Origin of the sequence: Kaistia soli DSM 19436 (genome assembly GCF_900129325.1) — a bacterium.
Lineage (GTDB): Bacteria > Pseudomonadota > Alphaproteobacteria > Rhizobiales > Kaistiaceae > Kaistia > Kaistia soli.
In genome coordinates this window covers 138250-152580 of the sequence record NZ_FQUP01000007.1, presented here as the reverse complement: position 1 = coordinate 152580, position 14331 = coordinate 138250, and the positions used below count along the sequence as shown (strand labels likewise).

General features: G+C 66.2%; 12 protein-coding genes. 7 read left to right on the top strand and 5 right to left on the bottom strand.

The window, feature by feature from the left end:
* Window positions 1-40: 40 nt before the first annotated feature.
* Complete coding sequence (gene topA / locus BUB39_RS22385; RefSeq protein WP_073058139.1) at window positions 41-2719, bottom strand: type I DNA topoisomerase; 2679 nt, start codon at window positions 2717-2719, stop codon at window positions 41-43.
* Between the two features lie 312 nt (window positions 2720-3031).
* Between topA and BUB39_RS22380 the strand changes: the two genes are divergently transcribed.
* The gene (locus tag BUB39_RS22380) at window positions 3032-3232 is read left to right on the top strand and encodes a hypothetical protein (protein ID WP_073058137.1); all 201 of its coding nucleotides are present in this window, start codon (window positions 3032-3034) and stop codon (window positions 3230-3232) included.
* 16 nt (window positions 3233-3248) lie between these two features.
* Here BUB39_RS22380 and dprA read toward each other — a convergent pair whose 3' ends face one another.
* From dprA to BUB39_RS22360, 4 genes are all read right to left on the bottom strand, one after another.
* A complete protein-coding gene (dprA, locus tag BUB39_RS22375) occupies window positions 3249-4379 on the bottom strand; it encodes a DNA-processing protein DprA (RefSeq protein WP_073058135.1) in 1131 nt (376 codons plus the stop codon).
* A gap of 161 nt (window positions 4380-4540) precedes the next feature.
* Window positions 4541-5137, bottom strand: coding sequence for a glycerol-3-phosphate 1-O-acyltransferase PlsY (gene plsY / locus BUB39_RS22370; RefSeq protein ID WP_073058133.1), 597 nt, complete (start codon window positions 5135-5137; stop codon window positions 4541-4543).
* Window positions 5138-5176: 39 nt separating this feature from the next.
* Entirely contained in the window at window positions 5177-6496 is a 1320-nt protein-coding gene (locus BUB39_RS22365) for a dihydroorotase (protein WP_073058131.1), read from the bottom strand.
* Complete coding sequence (locus BUB39_RS22360) at window positions 6493-7473, bottom strand: aspartate carbamoyltransferase catalytic subunit (RefSeq protein ID WP_073058130.1); 981 nt, start codon at window positions 7471-7473, stop codon at window positions 6493-6495. Before BUB39_RS22360 ends, BUB39_RS22365 begins: the two co-directional genes overlap by 4 nt.
* A 381-nt stretch (window positions 7474-7854) precedes the next feature.
* Between BUB39_RS22360 and BUB39_RS22355 the strand changes: the two genes are divergently transcribed.
* The 6 genes from BUB39_RS22355 to BUB39_RS22330 all read left to right on the top strand — a co-directional run bounded on the left by BUB39_RS22355 (window position 7855) and on the right by BUB39_RS22330 (window position 14240).
* On the top strand, window positions 7855-8880 hold the full coding sequence (locus BUB39_RS22355) for an ABC transporter substrate-binding protein (protein ID WP_073058129.1): 1026 nt from the start codon (window positions 7855-7857) through the stop codon (window positions 8878-8880).
* A gap of 100 nt (window positions 8881-8980) precedes the next feature.
* Window positions 8981-10438: a sugar ABC transporter ATP-binding protein gene (locus BUB39_RS22350; protein ID WP_073058126.1), complete on the top strand. Its 1458-nt coding sequence runs from the start codon at window positions 8981-8983 to the stop codon at window positions 10436-10438.
* Window positions 10435-11451: an ABC transporter permease gene (locus BUB39_RS22345; RefSeq protein ID WP_073058124.1), complete on the top strand. Its 1017-nt coding sequence runs from the start codon at window positions 10435-10437 to the stop codon at window positions 11449-11451. The genes BUB39_RS22350 and BUB39_RS22345 overlap by 4 nt, the downstream gene beginning before the upstream one ends.
* Entirely contained in the window at window positions 11448-12404 is a 957-nt protein-coding gene (locus BUB39_RS22340; protein ID WP_073058122.1) for an ABC transporter permease, read from the top strand. Before BUB39_RS22345 ends, BUB39_RS22340 begins: the two co-directional genes overlap by 4 nt.
* Window positions 12405-12505: 101 nt before the next feature.
* Window positions 12506-12961 carry a DUF983 domain-containing protein gene (locus tag BUB39_RS22335; RefSeq protein WP_073058120.1) on the top strand — a complete coding sequence of 152 codons (456 nt, stop codon included), beginning with the start codon at window positions 12506-12508 and terminating at the stop codon, window positions 12959-12961.
* 88 nt (window positions 12962-13049) lie between these two features.
* The gene (locus BUB39_RS22330; RefSeq protein ID WP_084527859.1) at window positions 13050-14240 is read left to right on the top strand and encodes an MFS transporter; all 1191 of its coding nucleotides are present in this window, start codon (window positions 13050-13052) and stop codon (window positions 14238-14240) included.
* The last annotated feature ends 91 nt before the right edge of the window (window positions 14241-14331 follow it).

Genomic DNA, 14331 nt, shown 5'->3' with positions numbered 1-14331 from the left:
GAATGGCGGGGTGCGCGTCACCTGGCAACAGGCGGCGGGATCAGGACGCTTGCGCGGCCTTCTTGGTCTTGGCTGCCGGCGCCTTCTTGGCGGCGGGGGCCTTCTTCGCAGCGGCCGTCTTTTTGGCGGCCGGCGCTTTGGTCGTGGCGCTCTTGGCAGCGCGGACGGGTTTCGTCGGTGTCTTGCTGGCGCGTTCGGCGATCAGCGCGACCGCGACATCCATGCTGACGGTTTCGGGCGGCGTATCCTTCGGCAGCGTGGCATTGACGGCGCCATGCTTCACGTAAGGGCCATACTTCCCGGAATGAACCGTGACCGGTCCGCCTAAGGTCGGATGGTCGCCGAGCGTTTTCAAGGGTTCGGCACCACGCGCTGCACGCGGACCCTTGGCCTGCTTCTCTGCCAGCACCGTGACGGCGCGGTTGAGGCCGACGGCGAACACTTCGTCGATCCCATCGAGATTGGCGTATTTGCCGTCATGCAGGACGAACGGCCCATAGCGGCCGAGACCCGCCTGGATCGGCTTGCCGTCCTCTGGGTGAATGCCGACCGTGCGCGGCAGCGAAAGCAACGCGAGCGCCCGGTCGAGATCGATGCTCGCCGCGTCCCAACCCTTCGGCAGGCTGGAACGCTTGGGCTTCTCGGTACCCTCGGCCTCGCCCAGCTGCACATACTGACCAAACCGGCCAGCGCGCAGCGTGACCTCGAGGCCCGTTTCCGGGTCCTTGCCGAGGACACGCGTGCCATCGGCGCCGAGCATCGCGCCGTTCTCGCCGGCCTCGCCAGCCCCTTCATCGCCCTGAACGACCAACTGCCGCGTGTAGCGGCACTCCGGATAGTTGGAGCAGCCGACAAAGGCGCCGAACTTGCCGAGCTTTAGCGACAGCTTGCCGTTGCCGCAGGCCGGACAGGCGCGCGGGTCGCTGCCGTCTGCCTTTTCCGGGAAGATATGCGGGCCGAGCAACTCGTTGAGCGCATCGAGAACCTGCGCGACGCGCAGCTCCTTGGTCTCGCCGACATCGAGAGAGAACTGCGTCCAGAAATCGCGCAGCACATCCTTCCAGGCGATCTCGCCGGCCGAGATCTGGTCGAGCTTGCCTTCGAGATCGGCGGTGAAATCATATTCGACGTAGCGGGAAAAGAAGCTCTGGAGGAAGGCCGTCACAAGCCGGCCCTTGTCCTCTGGGACGAGGCGCTTCTTCTCGATGCGCACATATTCGCGGTCGCGCAGCACGGTGAGCGTCGCGGCATAGGTCGACGGACGGCCGATGCCGAGCTCCTCCATGCGCTTCACCAGCGACGCCTCGCTGTAGCGCGGTGGCGGCTCGGTGAAATGCTGTGCCGCGGTGATCGCGCGCTTTTCGAGCAGCTCGCCCTTGTCGATCCGAGGCAGGCGGCCGTCTTCCTCGTCGCCCTCCTCGTCCTTGTCTTCGTTATAGAGCGCGAGGAAGCCATCGAAGGTGACGACCTGTCCCGACGCCCGCAGATCGAGCTTGCGCCCGCCTGCTTCGGCCAGGATGTCGACGCTGGTGCGCTGCATCTCGGCCGATTCCATTTGGCTCGCGATGGTGCGCTTCCAGATCAGCTCATAGAGCTTGGCCTGGTCTGCATCGAGATAACGCGCGACATCGCGGGGACGACGGTCGGGCGATGTCGGACGGATCGCTTCATGCGCTTCCTGCGCGTTCTTCGATTTGACCTGATAGCGGCGCGGCGCATCCGGCAGATGGCGCGGCGAGAAGTCGGCACCGATCACCTGGCGCACGGCGACAACGGCTTCCGGCGCCATGTCGACGCCGTCGGTTCGCATATAGGTGATGAGACCGACCGTCTCGCCGCCGATATCGACGCCTTCATAGAGGCGCTGGGCGAGCTGCATGGTGCGGTTCGGCGCGAAGCCGAGCTTGCGGCTCGCCTCCTGCTGCAGCGTCGAGGTGGTGAACGGCGCAAACGGATGGCGCTTGGCCGGCTTCGATTCGACATCGGCCACCGTGAATCGGCCGGCTTCAAGCGCGGTGCGGAACGCCGCCGCCTCAGCCTCGGTGCCGACATCGAGGCGGCTGATCTTCTTGCCATCCGCCCCGACGAGGCGCGCATCGAATTCATCGCCGCGTGGCGTGGCCAGACGGGCGACGAGTGACCAGTATTCGCGCTTCCTGAAGCTCTCGATCTCGCTTTCACGATCACAGACGAGACGCAGCGCCACAGACTGAACGCGGCCGGCCGACCGCGCACCGGGCAGCTTGCGCCAGAGCACCGGCGACAGCGTGAAGCCGACGAGATAATCGAGGGCGCGGCGAGCGAGATAGGCATCGACCAGCGCCGCATCGATCGGGCGCGGGTTCTTCATCGCGTCGAGCACGGCCTGCTTGGTGATGGCGTTGAAGACCACGCGCTCGACAGGCTTGTCCTTCAGGACGCGCTTCTGCTTCAGAACCTCGAGCACATGCCACGAGATGGCCTCGCCCTCGCGGTCCGGATCGGTTGCGAGAATGATGCGATCGGCGGACTTGGCCGCGGTGGCCATGTCGGACAGGCGCTTCGCCGATTTCGGGTCCGCCTCCCAGAGCATGGCGAAATCATCGTCAGGCGACACCGAGCCGTCCTTCGACGGCAGGTCGCGGACATGTCCATAGGAAGCCACGACCTGATAGGCCGAGCCGAGATATTTGTTGATCGTTTTCGCCTTTGCGGGCGATTCGACGATGACGAGATTCATCGGTGCCGTTTGCGCAAGGCCGGCCGGACCAAGGGGCCCGGAACGGCGGAAAATGGGAATGGGTCGCGCCGGATCGACGCCGCAGCCCGAGCCCGCTTGTCTCGGGGCGGCTCCCGGGCGAAGTCGCGCAGGACAATCCCGGAAAGCGGCTGGCCTGTCAATCAATCGACCGTGATCGACCTCCTGTTGGCGTCTTCGGGACAATCAGGCGTCGACGCGATGCGGCCATTGCGGCTATTGATTGTAGTTGTGACATAATGCAACTTATGAACGAGCTCGGCGATCGTGATCGACTGGGGACGGGATATGGGAATGCCGAAGACAGATTCCACTCGCAGCCGCGCCATCGAGGCTCCTGAGACCGCGGATCGGGCAGAAGCGGCGCGCTATATCGGCCGGATGTCGAGCGAGCTTCGCGCCATCGCGCAACGCGCCGATCTGCCCTTTCTCGCCTACCTCCTCTCGATGGTGGAAGACGAATCGCGGGCGGTGACCAGCCAGGAGCGGAGTTGATCCGCCCGACCCCGTCTCAATCGATGAGCGACACGCGCTGCCCGGGATGGCGGCTGATCCGCCCGGCAAGATCGAGTTCCAGCAACAGGACCTGAACGGTGGGCGTGCTGAGCCCCGTGAAGCGGATGATGTCGTCGATCGTCGTCGGCACCGGGCCGAGCGCCTCGACGAGGATCGCGCGGTCGCCTTCGTCTGGCGTATGCAGCGTCACAGGTTCCACGATGTCGTTTTCGCTCCATGCGGGCGGCGGCGCGATGACGCGGCCAAGCATCGGCGCCACGATCTCGGCGACGTCACGCGCCGCGGTGACGAGATGGGCGCCTTCCTTGATCAGCCGGTTGGAGCCGGTCGAGCGCGGGTCAAGCGGCGAGCCGGGCACGGCGAAGACGGTTCGGCCCTGAATACCCGCCAGCCGGGCGGTGATCAGCGAACCGGAGCGCTCGGCGGCCTCGACCACCACGACGCCCGCTGACATGCCTGAGACGAGACGATTGCGCCGCGGGAAGTCGCGCGCGCGCGGTTCCCAGCCATAGGGCATCTCCGACACATGCGCGCCGCCAGAGGCGATGATCCGCGCGGCGAGATCGGCATGCTCCGGCGGATAGAGCCGATCGAGCCCGCCGGCGAAAGCGGCGACCGTTCCGCCGGAAAGCGCCGCGTCATGCGCGGCAGCGTCGATGCCGCGGGCAAGCCCGGAAGCGATGACGAAGCCGTCTTCGCCAAGATCCCGGGCGAGGATCGCCGCGATCTTGCGGCCGGCGACGGAGGCGTTGCGGGCGCCGACAATAGCGATCATCGGCCGTCCCGTCAGCGCCGCACCGGCACCCTTGATCGCCAGAAGAGGTGGCGCCGCATCGATTGCGCGCAGCCACTCGGGATAATCCGCCTCGCCGATCGCGACGAGGCGCGCGCCCATCGCGGCGAGTGCCTCCATCTCGCGCTCGGCGTCGTCGAGCCCAGCGATCCGGATCGGCTTTCCGGCGCGTCGCACCAGATCCGGCAGCCCTTCGAGCGCCGCTCCCGCCGAGCCGAAATGCCGGAGCAGATCGCGAAACGTTGCCGGTCCGACATTCTCGCTGCGGATCAGCCGCAACCAGTTGAGCCTCTGGCTTTCGGTCAGTCCCGGCGTTGGCCCGACGCCGCTCACCGAGCGAACCCGCGACCGCGATCACCCACCCAACCGGTCATCTTCAACCCCCGCTTGCGACGCCGCACATTAAGAAAGTGAGTTTGGCGGGGTCATCACAAAAGCGGAAGGGGCAATGCAACCCGACAACACGAAAAGGTTGTGGAGTTCTTAAGCCGGTGTCAGCCTTTGTCGCCGATCCGGCCTTCGGTCCCGGCGCGGAGGCGCACGATATTGGGGGTGTGCTTCCACCAGACGATCGCAGCAAGAACAACGAAGAGGATTGCTTGGGGCCGTTGGCCGAGGACTACGAACGCGATCGGCGTCGCCAGTGTCGCGACGAGTGCGGCAAGCGAGGAAAATCGGAACAGCGCCGCCACCGCGAGCCAGACGACCGCAAAGCCGATCGCCACCGGCCAGGCGAGACCGATCAGGACACCGAGAAAGGTCGCGACACCCTTGCCGCCTTTGAAACCGAGCCAGACCGGGAAGATGTGGCCGATGACAACCGCGAAACCGGCAATGAGCGCGTTGCCCTCGCCGATCCTGCTGGCGATGAGCACTGCCAGCGTCCCTTTCAGCGCATCACCGATCAGCGTCGCTGCGGCGAGGCCCTTGCGACCGGTGCGCAGCACATTGGTGGCGCCGATATTGCCCGAGCCGATCGCCCGGATATCGCCGGCACCGAAAAGACGGGTGAGGATCAGCCCGAAGGGGATCGAGCCCAGCAGATAGCCAAGGATCAGTGTCGCCAAGATCTGAACGCCCTGGGTTCCCATGCGTGTCTCCCCCGATAGTTCCCGATCGCCTCTGGTAGCTCAGGCGTCGCCGAAACGATACACCGTGCGTCCCGCGACGATGGTTCTCAAAACGCGGCCCTCGAAGCGTGCACCCTCGAAAGGCGTATTCTTGGAGCGCGAATGCAGCGCCTCGGTCGTGCAGATCCACGGCATGCCGAGATCGACCAGGATCAGGTCGGCGGGCGCTCCGGGCGCCAGTCGTCCCGACTCGAGCCCGAGCAGTGCAGCCGGCCGTGTCGAAAGCGCGTTGACAACCGCCGCAAGCTCGGCCTCGCCGTTGTGGACCAGCCTCAGCGCCGCGGCGAGCAGCGTCTCCAGCCCAACGGCACCATCGGCAGCCTCGGCAAAAGGATGACGCTTCGTATCGACGTCCTGCGGATCGTGGCTCGACACGATCACGTCGATCGAGCCGTCCGCGACACCTTCGACCATCGCGCGACGATCATCCTCGGCGCGAAGCGGCGGCGAAAGGCGGTAGAATGTCCTGTAGGGGCCGACATCGCGCTCGTTGAGGGCGAGATGCGTGGCGGAGACGCCGCAGGACACCTTCAAGCCGGCCGCCTTGGCGCGGCGGATGACGGCGAGCGATTCGGCACACGAAATCTGCGCCGCGTGATAGCGCCCGCCAGTCAGCGCAGCGATGCGGATGTCGCGCTCCAGCATGATGATCTCGGCCTCGCGCGGAATGCCCGGCAGGCCGAGCCGCGTCGCGGTCTCGCCCTCATTCATGACGCCAGAGCCGACGAGATCGGGATCGGCCGGATGATGCATGATCAACGCGCCGAAATCGCGCGCATAGGTGAGCGCCCGGCGCAGCACCAGCGCATTGGTGATCGAATGGCGGCCATCTGTGAAGCCGACCGCGCCAGCCGCCTTCAGGAGGCCGAACTCGGTCATCTCGCGCCCCTTGAGCCCCTTGGTCAGCGCGGCCATCGGCAGCACGTTCACCGACGCGGTATCGCGGGCGCGGCGGGCGATGAAATCAACGAGCGCGACATCGTCGATAACCGGCTCTGTGTCCGGCATCGTGACGATGGTGGTGACGCCACCCGCGGCGGCCGCCTGGCCCGCCGAGGCGAAGGTCTCGCGATGCTCGGCACCCGGCTCGCCGACAAAGACGCGCATGTCGACCAGGCCGGGCAGCACGGCGCGGCCCCGGCAATCGACGATCTCCGCGCCTTCGGGCAGCGAGGGCGTCGGGCCCGGCCCGGCATGCACGATCAGTCCATCGATGACGACGACGGTTCCGAGTGCATCGATCTGCCGGCCGGGATCGACGATGCGGGCATTGGAGAGGACGAGCGGACGCGGCTCGGATCGCAGCGGACTGGCGCTCATGCGAAGCTCGGCTGGTTGGGGAGATGGCTCGCCAGGGCCTCCAGCACCGCCATGCGGACGGCGACGCCCATCTCGACCTGCTCGCGGATGAGGCTCTGCGCGCCGTCGGCGACGGCCGAGTCGATCTCGACGCCGCGGTTCATCGGGCCGGGATGCATCACCAGCGCATCGGGCTTGGCATAGTCGAGCTTCTCCTGGTCGAGGCCGAAGAAGTGGAAATACTCCCGCACCGACGGTACGAAGGAGCCATCCATGCGCTCGCGCTGCAGCCGCAGCATCATGACGATGTCGGCATCGGCAAGCCCCGCCTTCATGTCGGTGAAGATCTCGACGCCGAGCCGGTCCAGCGCCTTTGGCAGCAGCGTCGACGGGCCGATGCAGCGGACCCGCGCGCCAAGCGCATTGAGCAGCAGGATGTTGGAGCGGGCGACGCGCGAATGCAGGATGTCGCCGCAGATCGCGACGATCAGCTCGTTGAAGCTGCCCTTGTGGCGTCGGATGGTGAGCGCATCGAGCAAAGCCTGCGTCGGATGCTCATGCGCGCCGTCGCCGGCATTGATCACCGAGCAGCCGACCTTCTGGGCCAGCAGATGCACAGCGCCCGCCGCGTGATGCCGGACGACGAGAATGTCCGGGTTCATGGCGTTCAGAGTCATTGCCGTGTCGATCAGCGTCTCGCCCTTCTTCACCGAGGACGAGCCGACCGACATGTTCATGACATCAGCGCCGAGCCGCTTGCCGGCAAGCTCGAACGAGGACTGGGTGCGCGTCGAGGCTTCGAAAAAGAGGTTGATCTGCGTGCGGCCGCGCAGCACCGATTTCTTCTTCTCGACCTGGCGGCTGACATCGACAGCCTCCTCGGCGAGATCGAGCAGCGCGACGATTTCCGGAGGGGTGAGACCCTCGATGCCCAGCAGATGGCGGTGCGCAAACACCGCCGCGGGCTGGTCCGCGACCGTTGAAGGATTTCGTGTCATTTGAAGTGACCCCTATAGGGGGAAAGCGCCGGCTCGACAAGGCAGCCATGCTGCCATGCCCGATGATACCCACGACAAGCGCCATAGCCGTCCGATACCATTAGGATGAGGAACAGAGCCGGCTTCGCGTGCAAAAAAGTACGCCTCCCCGGCCGAACAGTATTGGTTGGACGACGAGACGCTCAGACCGTTGCGACAGAAGTAAGCCGGCTGCGCCTGCGACGGCTTTTTCGTTGTGATAACAGCCGCGTGCACGCCAACAGCTTGCAGCGCCGAAGACTTGACATTGATGGGCCGCTTCGCCTCCATGAGGCCAAGTCGTGCGACCGTCGGCGGGGAGGCTGCGGTCATAACAAGCGCGACATGAGGGAGGAGATCATCATGACCCGCTTTGTGGGGACTGTTTCGCTTCTGGCCCTGGTGGCCGCGCTCGGCGCCGGATCGGCTCTGGCCGACACCAAGGACAAGAAGATCGCGCTTTCGAACAATTATGCCGGTAATTCCTGGCGCCAGGCGATGCTGCGCAGCTGGGACAAGGTGACGAAGCCAGCCGTGACGGCCGGCATCGTCGCCGCGGCGGATCCGTTCACCACCGCCGAGAATCAGGTGACCGAGCAGGCCGCGCAGATCCAGAACCTGGTGCTGCAGGGCTACAATGCCATCGTCATCAACGCCGCTTCGCCCGACGCGCTCAACGGCGCCGTCAAGGAAGCCTGCGATGCCGGCGTGACCGTCGTTTCCTTCGACGGCATCGTGACGGAGCCCTGCGCCTGGCGCATCGCGGTCAATTTCAAGCAGATGGGCAAGGATGAGATATCCTTCCTGAAGGAGAAGTTCCCGTCGGGCGGCAATGTCCTCGAGATCCGTGGCCTCGCGGGCGTCTTCGTCGACGATGAGATCTCGAAGGGCATCCACGAAGGCGTCGCCGAGAACCCGCAGTTCAAGATCGTCGGCTCCGTGCATGGCGATTGGGACCAGGCGAAGGCCCAGGCGGCTGTTGCCGGCATCCTGCCGTCGCTGCCGGACGATATCGTCGCGGTCGTGACGCAGGGCGGCGACGGCTATGGCGCCGCGCAGGCGTTCAAGGCCGCTGGCCGCAAGATCCCGACCATCATCATGGGCAACCGCCAGGACGAGCTTGCCTGGTGGAAGGAGCAGAAGGACGCCAACGGCTACGAGACCTATTCGGCCTCGATCGCCCCGGGCGTCTCGACGCTGGCCTTCTGGGTTGCCCAGCAGATCCTCGACGGCAAGGAGGTCCCGAAGGACCTCGTCGTGCCGTTCCTGCGCGTCGATCAGGCCGGCCTCGATAAGGCGCTCGAGACCACCGAAAAGGGTGGCGTCGCCAATGTCGAATACACCGCCGAAGATGCTCAGAAGGTCGTCGACGCCGCCGCCAAGAAGTAGCGGCACGCGCTGCTGACATCCGCCGCCGCTGGCTCCGCGCCAGCGGCGGCGATCGCTTTGGTCGACGGCGTTAACGCCGCCTCAGGAGTTGCCGCTTTCCATGCCCGTCGGCGCGCCGATCATCCGCCTAGAGGATGTCCGAAAGAGCTTCGGCGCCGTGCGCGCCCTGCAGGGCGTCGACCTCGCCTGTCATCCGGGCGAATGCATCGGCCTTGTCGGTCATAACGGCGCCGGCAAGTCGACGCTGATGAACCTGCTCGCCGGCGTCTTCGGCGCCGAGGGACGGATGCTGATCGACGGCATCGAATCGGCCGGCCCGCACACGATCGCGACCGCCAAGGCTAACGGCATCCGCTGCGTGTTCCAGGAACTGTCGCTCTGCCCCAACCTGACGGTCGCCGAGAACGCCCGCGTCATGCATCGCGCGTTGTCCGGCTTCGGCTGGCGCGGCCGCGCCGGACGGCTGATCGTCGAGCAGCTCGACCAGGTGTTTCCTAACCACGGCATCGGCCCGGGCGACATCGTCGGCGACCTGCCGATCGCGCGGCGGCAGATGGTTGAGATCGCCCGCGCCTTCACGGTCACTGATGCGCCGGCACGGCTCGTCATCCTCGACGAGCCGACATCCTCGCTCGACGCGCATCTCGCCAGCCAGCTCCTCGCCTATGTCCGCCGCTTCGTCGCCGAGGGCGGCTGCGTCGTCCTGATCTCACACCTCCTCGGCGAAATCCTCGCCGCCGCCGACCGCGTCATCGTGATGAAGGATGGCCGCGTCGTTGCGGAGCGGCCGGCGGCCGAATTCACGCGCACCAGCCTTGTCGCAGCGATGGGCACGGTTGCGCATGAGGAAGCGGGCACCCGCGATATGGCCGCAGGGCGCCGCCAGGGCGCTCCGCGCATTCGCGCCCGCGCCCGAACCGGGGGCAACGAACTGGTTGCCCATCGCGGCGAGATTGTCGGGCTTGCCGGCCTCGGCGGCCAAGGGCAATCGGAAATGCTCATCCGCATCTTCGACGCCGCGCGCCACCGCGCGCCGGGCATCACGGTCGAAGGCGGCTCGGCGCTGGTCGCGGGCGACCGCCAGACCGACGGCGTCTTCCCGCTCTGGTCGATTGCCGAGAACATCACCATCACATCGTTGAAGCGGCTGCGCAGCGGCATCCTGATCGACCGCGACAAGACCGATGCCATGGCCGACGACTGGCGGTCCCGCATCGGCATTCGCACGCCGGATATGCACAATCCGATCCTGTCGCTCTCGGGCGGCAACCAGCAGAAGGCGCTTTTCGCCCGCGCACTCGGCTCGACCGCCGAAACCGTGCTGATGGACGACCCGATGCGCGGCGTCGACATCGGCACGAAGCAGGAGGTCTACGGCATGATCCGCGCCGAGGCCGAGCGCGGGCGGACCTTCCTCTGGTACACGACGGAAATGGACGAGTTGAAGCACTGCGACCATGTCTATGTCTTCCGCGACCACCGCATCGTCGCCGATCTCACGCGCGGCGAACTGACCGAGGAACGCGTGTTGCACGCCTCGTTCGAGGACGTCGCATGACGGGCACGTCATTCGCGCGGAACCTTCGGATGCTGCTGCCGGCGATCTCGCTGGTCGTGCTCCTGGTCGCGATCTATGCCTTGCAACCCCGCGCCATCAGCTATGTCGGCTTCAACCTGATGCTGAACCTCGCGATACCCATCGCGCTGGCGACGATCGCGCAGATGTGCGTCATCACCGTCAATGATCTCGATCTCTCGATCGGGACCTATGTCGGCTTCGTCGCCTGCGTCGGCGCGACGATGCTGACCGGCGGGGTTGCGGCGTTGCCGCTCGTGAAAGATCTGCAGGCCTCAGGCGCGTTGCCGGCCGTGCTGCCCTGGATCATGCAGACGCCGCTGGCCGGGGTCGTGGTGCTCGCCTTCGGCATCCTCGTCTATGCCGCGCTCGGCGCGCTCATCCACTGGCGAAACCTGCCCTCGATCGTCGTAACGCTCGGCATGTCCTTCGTCTGGCTCGGGCTTTCGGTGCTGATCCTGCCGGTCCCCGGCGGTCAGGCACCGGCCTGGATCCGCCAGATGATGACGCTGAAGCCCGCCTTCATCCCGTTTCCGATCATCGCCGCCATCGTGATCGCGGTCATCGCGCATATCCTCCTGATGCGGACGTCCTATGGCGCGGTTCTGCGCGGGGCCGGCGGCAATCCCAAGGCGATCGAGCGCGCGGGATGGTCGCTTCTCCGCGTCAAAGCGGCGATGTTCGCGCTCGCCGGCTTCTTCGGCATGCTGGCGGGCCTCTCGCTCGTCGGGCTCACCACGTCGGGCGATGCCAATATCGCGCTGCGCTACACGCTGCTTTCGATCGCCGGCGTCATCCTCGGCGGCGGTGAATTCGTCGGCGGCCGCATTTCGCCTGTTGGTGCCGTGATGGGCGCTGCCACGTTGACCCTCGCCGGCTCGATGCTGTCTTTCATGCGCATCTCGCCCGACTGGCAGATCGGCGCGCAGGGCGCCATTCTCATCGTTGTGCTGGCCGCCCGAACCCTGATCGACCGAGCGGAGCGCAACCGATGAACGCCGCCGCCTTTCTCCGCCGCCTCGCCGGCCGGCCATGGCTCTGGGCCTATGTCGCGGCGATCGCGGTCTGGCTCGTGACGATCCTCTTCACCGGCGGCCGTGGTGCCGGCGAGGTGCTGACGGCTGCCTTCACCTTCGCCACCTTCTCGGTCATCGTCGGCATCGGCCAGATGTATGTGGTGACGTTGGGGCCGGGCAATGTCGACCTGTCGATCCCCGCCACCATCACGCTGGCCGGCGCCGTCGCGACCAAGATCATGGACACGCAGGACGGCATGATCCTCGCCGGCCTTTTAGTGGCGATCGCCTGCGGCGCCGCCGTCGGCATTGTCAACTATGCCCTGATCTGGCTGCTGCGCATTCCCCCGATCATCGCGACGCTGTCATCAAGCTTCCTGATCCAGTCGGCGGCGATCGCCTATGGCCGCGGCATCCGCATCAAGCCGCCGCCCATGCTGGCCGATTTCACGACGGCGCAGCTGTTCGGCATGCCAGTGCTGGCGATCTGCATCATCGTGCTCGCGGCCGTCATGGAACTGGTCCTGCGCCGGACCCTCTATGGCCGCTGGGTCACGGCGATCGGCCAGAACATCCGCGCCGCGCGCCTCGCCGGCATCGATGTCGGCCGGACGCGCTTCGCGGCCTATGTGATGAGCGCCGTCTTCGCCGGGCTCTGCGGCTATCTGCTTTCCGGCTTTTCCGGCGGTTCCTCGCTGTCGATGGGCGAGGAATATCTCTTGACCTCGATCGCGCTCGTCGTCATCGGCGGCTCGTCGGTCGCCGGCGGCAATTCGAATGTCCCGGGCCTCTGGGGTGCGGCGCTGTTCCTGTTCCTCGTCGTCACGATGCTCAACACCTATGGCTTCGGTGCCGGCATGCGCTATCTCGCGACCGGGCTCATCATCATCGCCGTCATCGTGGCCGCGAGCGCCCGCCGTCCCGCACGATAGACCTCTGGCCACCGGCCCTGCCCGCTCCGGCGGGGCCGATTGACGCGTTCCCTTGTTTGTCGCCCGGCCGCCGCGATATGAAGGTGTGAAGGAGACCTTCGATGAGCGAGTGGACAGGACAGGCCAGCGAGGCCACGGCCGCCCGGCCGCGCCGCTCGCCATGGAACGCGATGGCGCGCGGCTTTCTTTGCCGCTGCCCTGCCTGCGGCAAGGGCCGTGCCTTCAACGGTTATCTGACGGTCGTCGATCGCTGCGAAGCCTGCGGCGAGGATCTCTCGCATCAGCGCGCCGACGATGCCCCGCCCTATTTCACGATCATGGCCGTCGGGCATATCATCGTTCCCCTGATCCTGATCGTCGAAACGGCGTTCCATCCGTCCAATTTCGTCCATCTCGTCATCTGGCTACCCCTGACGCTGATCTTGACACTGGCGCTGCTGCGTCCGATCAAGGGCGCCGTCGTCGGCCTGCAATGGGCGCTGTATATGCATGGCTTCGATCCGGACCACGTTCCGGATGAAGACGCCAAGGCGCCCTGGCAGCCGGACCTCAGTTGAACCGCCACCGCCCCGGTGGTGCCGTCGGCTGACCCCGCGGCCCGGCTTAGCGGCGCTTGCCCGAGCCATCTGTCCCTGAGGTTTTTCCATGACAGGCGAGGTCATTCCCGGCCGCGACAGCGTTCCTGACCACGGCGCCGCTGGCGGGGGCATGGCTGGCCTCGTCGCGGCCATCGGTTCGATCGCGGCGGTTGGACTCGGCTTTTCCATCACGCTGCCGCTCCTCGCGCTGACGCTCGAAGACCGCGGCATCTCATCCACCTGGATCGGCCTCAACACGGCGTTCTGGGGCCTCGCCTCGCTCGGCATCACGCCCTTCGTCTCGCGCCTCGCGACGCGATTCGGCACCGGCCAGACGCTGATGCTGTCGATCCTCGTTCTCGCCGCCTGCCTGCCCGTCTTCTACTTCGCGCCGTTCTGGCTGTGGTTTCCGCTCCGACTCGTTGCCGGCGCCGCGCTGACCATTACCTTCGTCCTGTCCGAATTCTGGATTTCGAGCGCCGCCCCGCCCGAACGGCGCGGCATCATCATGGGCATCTATGTCTCGGTGCTTTCGGCCGGCTTCGCGCTCGGCCCGGTCATCCTCTCGCTGACGGGCACGCGCGGCCTGATGCCGTTCATCACCGGAGCCCTGGTCCTGTCGCTCGGAATCCTGCCGGTGCTGGCGGGCCTCAAGGTTGCCCCGAAGCTCGGCCATCGCCCGAGCGGTTCCTTCGCCCGCTTCCTGGTCCTCGCCCCGATCGCCACCGGCGCGGCGCTTCTGTTCGGCGTCGTCGAGAGCGGCGCCTTCGCTCTGCTGCCCATTTATGGACAACGCGTCGGCCACGACCGCGATACCGTGATCCTGCTCGGCATCGCTGCGACCATCGGCAATATCCTGCTGCAGATGCCGATGGGGCTCCTGTCCGACCGGGTCGACCGGCGGAAGCTCCTGCTCTGCATCGCCTGCTTCGGCCTTGCCGGCACCGCCGTGCTGCCACTCGTTTCGACCGACTTCTGGCCCTTCATGGTGACGCTCGGAATTTGGGGCGGCGCAGTCAGCTCGCTCTATACGGTCGGCCTCGCCCATCTCGGCTCGCGGTTCACCGGCGAGGATCTCGCGGCTGCTAATGCTGCCTATATCTTCTGCTATTCGCTTGGCGCCCTTGTGGGGCCAGCCTCGATCGGCGTCGCGATGGACGCGGTCGATCCACACGGGTTCGAGATCGCGCTTGGCGTGTTCTTCTGCGCCTATATCCTGCTTGCCATCACCCGCATCCACAGGGCTGCCGCGACCTGACGCCGTTTTCCTTCGCCAGATGGCGCCGACAGTCGCAAGCTTCCTTGACTTTCGAACGCATATCCGTAGGGTGCGCCCACATTTCCAGTCG

What these genes read in the sequence shown, in the direction of transcription:
- topA (WP_073058139.1), bottom strand. Translation starts at nt 2,719, where the DNA reads ATGAATCTCGTCATCGTCGAATCGCCCGCAAAGGCGAAAACGATCAAC.
- BUB39_RS22340 (WP_073058122.1), top strand. Translation starts at nt 11,448, where the DNA reads ATGAACGCCGCCGCCTTTCTCCGCCGCCTCGCCGGCCGGCCATGGCTC.
- BUB39_RS22355 (WP_073058129.1), top strand. Translation starts at nt 7,855, where the DNA reads ATGACCCGCTTTGTGGGGACTGTTTCGCTTCTGGCCCTGGTGGCCGCG.
- BUB39_RS22335 (WP_073058120.1), top strand. Translation starts at nt 12,506, where the DNA reads ATGAGCGAGTGGACAGGACAGGCCAGCGAGGCCACGGCCGCCCGGCCG.
- BUB39_RS22365 (WP_073058131.1), bottom strand. Translation starts at nt 6,496, where the DNA reads ATGAGCGCCAGTCCGCTGCGATCCGAGCCGCGTCCGCTCGTCCTCTCC.
- BUB39_RS22380 (WP_073058137.1), top strand. Translation starts at nt 3,032, where the DNA reads ATGCCGAAGACAGATTCCACTCGCAGCCGCGCCATCGAGGCTCCTGAG.
- BUB39_RS22345 (WP_073058124.1), top strand. Translation starts at nt 10,435, where the DNA reads ATGACGGGCACGTCATTCGCGCGGAACCTTCGGATGCTGCTGCCGGCG.
- BUB39_RS22360 (WP_073058130.1), bottom strand. Translation starts at nt 7,473, where the DNA reads ATGACACGAAATCCTTCAACGGTCGCGGACCAGCCCGCGGCGGTGTTT.
- BUB39_RS22350 (WP_073058126.1), top strand. Translation starts at nt 8,981, where the DNA reads ATGCCCGTCGGCGCGCCGATCATCCGCCTAGAGGATGTCCGAAAGAGC.
- BUB39_RS22330 (WP_084527859.1), top strand. Translation starts at nt 13,050, where the DNA reads ATGACAGGCGAGGTCATTCCCGGCCGCGACAGCGTTCCTGACCACGGC.
- plsY (WP_073058133.1), bottom strand. Translation starts at nt 5,137, where the DNA reads ATGGGAACCCAGGGCGTTCAGATCTTGGCGACACTGATCCTTGGCTAT.